This window comes from Massilia sp. TSP1-1-2, from assembly GCF_049896185.1.
In the GTDB taxonomy this organism is placed as follows: domain Bacteria; phylum Pseudomonadota; class Gammaproteobacteria; order Burkholderiales; family Burkholderiaceae_D; genus Telluria_A.
On sequence record NZ_JAFCTU010000068.1, the window covers coordinates 1 to 3,574 of the forward strand.

Below are 3,574 nucleotides of genomic sequence, written 5' to 3' on the forward strand. Positions count from 1 at the left end.
TCGACGAGGTGGCCGACGTGCCGCTGCGGCTCGAGTTCAAGCCGGCAGAGGCGGTGCAGGTCGACTTCGGCGCGGGTTGTTACGTCCGTCGTAATCCCAGGCTCGCCAGCCAATTAAATTCCGGCTTTATCCAGGGTGTTCACTAATTGCGCACCCATGCCAGCATGGGACACAGTGCAAAAAAAATAGGCCAGTACTCCTCTGATATCGTGTGAAGTTCTCACGCAACACACATACCATCGGGACCGGCCTATGAACCGAATTCTATCTGCAAATCCTTCGTTACCCCAACATATCGAGCAGATTGCACATGCGCCGGAGGTCTACCGGCCGCTCGCTTGCCCGCATTGCGGCATGGCCGGTCTCTGGCTGCATGGCTTTTACGAGCGCAAACCGGACCGCGATGGTCCTGCCGATGTGTCGCTCAATCCGGCGCTGGTGGCCCGCTTCTGCTGCGGCGCATGCGGACGTACCTGTTCGCGTTTGCCGCTATGCATCGCGCCGCGCCGCTGGCATCCATGGGCCAAGCAGCAGCGGGTTCTGCTGGACCTGTTGGCCGGCGCCTCGCTTCGCGGTGCGGCCCTGTGCGGGGGCGTCTCCCGCCACACCGCGCGCCGCTGGCGCGACTGGCTGCACGCCGGCACTGTGACATTCGCCTTTGTGCTGCGCAGCCGCTTCCCGGAACTGGGCCGTGGTGGCGACGGCCCCGGCTTCTGGCGGGCCTGCCTCGCCGCGATGCCGCTGGCCGAGGCGATGGCGTGGGCGGACCGCGAAATCTGCGTCCCGTGAAACGCTGATCCGAAACGACCGGGAGACAGGCAGCGCCGATAAAATTACCCACCCCACACACTTTGCCCACTGCCGCCGGCAGCCGATATCGGTTTCCATGAACGCTCCCAAACTCAACAGGAGCACCCATGAAACAGATCGACCCGACCGCCTTGTTCCGCCTCTCCGTGCTGGGGCCGTTGGTCAGCCGCGAGCATCTTGAACGCGGCGAGCTGCAGCGCACCCTGCGCGAACTGGCCCAGCGCCAGTACGCGATCCCCAACTCGCGCCGCACCTATCTGGGCGAGAAGACGATCGAAAGCTGGCTCTACAAATACCGGCGCGAGGGCATAGCCGGCCTGGCGCCCAAGACGCGCGTCGACAGTGGCCGCTCCAAGATCTCGCCGGCCCTGCAAGAAGCTATCGTCGCGGCCAAACGCGACAATCCGCGCCGCTCGATTCGCCAGATCCGCCAACTGCTGGAAGCGAGTGGCCAGGCGGCCAGGAACAGCCTGTCACGCTCGGCGATCCATCGCCTGCTGGCCAGCCACGGCATAGCGCGCATGAGCGGTTCGTCGAGCCAGCCAGAGGAGAAACGCAGCTTCGTGGCCGAGTCGGCCGGCGCGATCTGGTACGGCGACGTTATGCACGGGCCGCGCGTCATGGTCGAGGGCAAGCCGCGCAAGGTCTACCTGGTGTCGCTGTTCGACGACGCCTCGCGCCTGGTCACGCACAGCGCATTCTGCCTGGGCGAGACGGCGCTCGATATCGAGGGGGTGCTCAAGCAGGCACTGCTCAAGCGTGGCCGGCCCATCAAGCTCGTGGTCGACAACGGCGCCGCCTACAAGGCCGGCACCCTGCAGGCACTGTGTGCGCGGCTCGACATCCACCTCATCTACTGCCGCCCGTACCAGCCCGCCGGCAAGGGCAAGATCGAACGCTGGCACCGCACCGTGCGCGACCAGTTCCTCAGCGAACTCGATGCCGCCCGCATCGGCGAGCTGGCCGACTTGAACGCGCGGCTGTGGGCATGGCTCGAATGCGTCTACCACCGCACACCGCACGAGGGCTTGGGCGGACTGACGCCGCTGGCGCGCTACCAGCGGGATCTGCCGAAGATCCGGCCGCTCGGGCACTTCGCGTCCCAGCTCGACGCTATGTTCCATCACCGGATCAAGCGCTATGTGCGCAAGGACGGCACGGTGGCGTACCTGGGCGCCAGGTTCGAAGTGCCCTACGAGCTGGCAGGCAAGACGGTGCGACTGGTGGTCGATCCGCATGCAGGGGTGGTGGTGGGCGTCGAGGACGAGGCCGGCGCAGCGCTGGGGGCGGCCACCAGGCTGGACGCGCATGCCAACCTGCACCGGGTCCGGCGCAAACCCGATCCGGAGCCTCCCGCACCGGGGCCACGCAGCGGCCCGAATCTGGTCGAGATGGCGCTCGCACAGTACCACGGCGTGAAGGGGGATTGAGCATGTACCTCCAACACTTCGGACTTCGCCATGCGCCGTTGGGCAAGGATGGCAAGGACTTGTGGGACGATGGCGCGCTGGCGCACCTGTCCGAGCGCTTCAACTGGCTGCTGCAGGCGCCCGGTGTCGGGCTCATCACGGGCGAACCCGGGGTCGGCAAGACGGCGGCGCTGCGCAGTCTTAGCGACGCTCTCAATCCGCACCGCTACCAGGTCGTCTATCAGCCCGAGACCGACTTCGGCCGGCTCGACCTGTACCGCAGCCTGGCCGGCGCGCTCGGCGTCGAGCCATCCTACCGGCGCGCGCAGCTCTGGCGCGACATCAAGCAGCGCATCGCCGAGATGGTCGACGGCAAGCAACTGCTGCCGGTGTGGATCATCGACGAGGCGCAGAACCTGCCGGTCGAGTTCTTCCGCTACCTGCCCGCGTTCCTGAACTTCGCGTTCGACGCGCGCGATCTGGTCACCGTGTGGCTGGTGGGCCATCCCGGCCTGGCCCAAACGCTCGAGCGCGCGCCCTATGCGGCCTTGCACGGGCGCATCGCCGCGCGGGTCCATCTGCGCCCGGTCGTCGAACGCGAGCGCTTCGCCCTGCTGATCGGCCATGCGTTGAAGACGGCCGGCTGCCAGCACACCTTGCTGGCCGATTCCGGCATGGAGGTGTTGCGCCAGGCGTCGAAGGGCTTGCCGCGCATTGCGGGACGGATCTTGCACACAGCCATGCGGCTGGCGGTCCCCAAAGGCTTGAACCACCTGCCGGACGACCTGTTGCAACAAGCCATTGAGGAGCTGCGATGACTTCACGCTACAAATCCCTGTTGCCGGCGCCCGATGACATCTCGGACGAGACGGCGGCGGTGCTGACCGGGGTCCTGTCTGCACTGGCCAGCGTCTGCGAGGTACGCTATCTGGACAAGATTCTGCGCCACCAGGCAGTCAAGCTTGGGGCGCAGAGTCGGGACCATGATCCGGATCGCCCTTGGGAACGCCGCCTTCCAGGTTAAGTGCGAACGTGACCTATCAGGCAGGGCGATTCGAGCCGAGCTGATGCGAGGTCGCCCGTTCCAGGGGCCTACCCCTGCGTTCGCCCGGAGCTCCACAAGAGCGGTCGCCCACCGAATCAATCTGCCGCCACCGCGATGCTTCCGACCCAGGATCGGCAGCGGAAAAGGCCTTCCGAAAAAACATCGAGACAAGTTCGAAAATTCAACTTCGAATAGCGTGATACGCCGCTCCTAAATTACAGCGGAACGTAACACGGGTCCTCCCATCACCGACGTTCACACAGGGGAAATCTTCAAGACCTGGTTCTTCGTGATGACGCTGGCGTGGTCA

The 3,574-nt window shown here is 65.5% G+C and carries 4 protein-coding genes; all 4 read left to right on the forward strand.

The genetic code is table 11. The features are described from left to right. Positions 1-354: 354 nt before the first annotated feature. The 4 genes from ACP7BV_RS26725 to ACP7BV_RS26740 all read left to right on the forward strand — a co-directional run bounded on the left by ACP7BV_RS26725 (position 355) and on the right by ACP7BV_RS26740 (position 3,243). Positions 355-789 (forward strand): hypothetical protein, encoded by a 435-nt coding sequence (locus ACP7BV_RS26725; RefSeq protein WP_426107928.1) that lies wholly within the window; start codon positions 355-357, stop codon positions 787-789. A gap of 128 nt (positions 790-917) precedes the next feature. Next, positions 918-2,240 carry a DDE-type integrase/transposase/recombinase gene (locus tag ACP7BV_RS26730; RefSeq protein ID WP_426107929.1) on the forward strand — a complete coding sequence of 441 codons (1,323 nt, stop codon included), beginning with the start codon at positions 918-920 and terminating at the stop codon, positions 2,238-2,240. Positions 2,241-2,242: 2 nt separating this feature from the next. Then, the gene (locus ACP7BV_RS26735; protein ID WP_426107930.1) at positions 2,243-3,037 is read left to right on the forward strand and encodes an ExeA family protein; all 795 of its coding nucleotides are present in this window, start codon (positions 2,243-2,245) and stop codon (positions 3,035-3,037) included. Continuing rightward, the gene (locus ACP7BV_RS26740; RefSeq protein WP_426107931.1) at positions 3,034-3,243 is read left to right on the forward strand and encodes a hypothetical protein; all 210 of its coding nucleotides are present in this window, start codon (positions 3,034-3,036) and stop codon (positions 3,241-3,243) included. The genes ACP7BV_RS26735 and ACP7BV_RS26740 overlap by 4 nt, the downstream gene beginning before the upstream one ends. The last annotated feature ends 331 nt before the right edge of the window (positions 3,244-3,574 follow it).

Bases quoted from the DNA above. Each gene is read 5' to 3' on its own strand.
- ACP7BV_RS26735 (WP_426107930.1), top strand. From the start codon at position 2,243: ATGTACCTCCAACACTTCGGACTTCGCCATGCGCCGTTGGGCAAGGAT.
- ACP7BV_RS26730 (WP_426107929.1), top strand. From the start codon at position 918: ATGAAACAGATCGACCCGACCGCCTTGTTCCGCCTCTCCGTGCTGGGG.
- ACP7BV_RS26740 (WP_426107931.1), top strand. From the start codon at position 3,034: ATGACTTCACGCTACAAATCCCTGTTGCCGGCGCCCGATGACATCTCG.
- ACP7BV_RS26725 (WP_426107928.1), top strand. From the start codon at position 355: ATGGCCGGTCTCTGGCTGCATGGCTTTTACGAGCGCAAACCGGACCGC.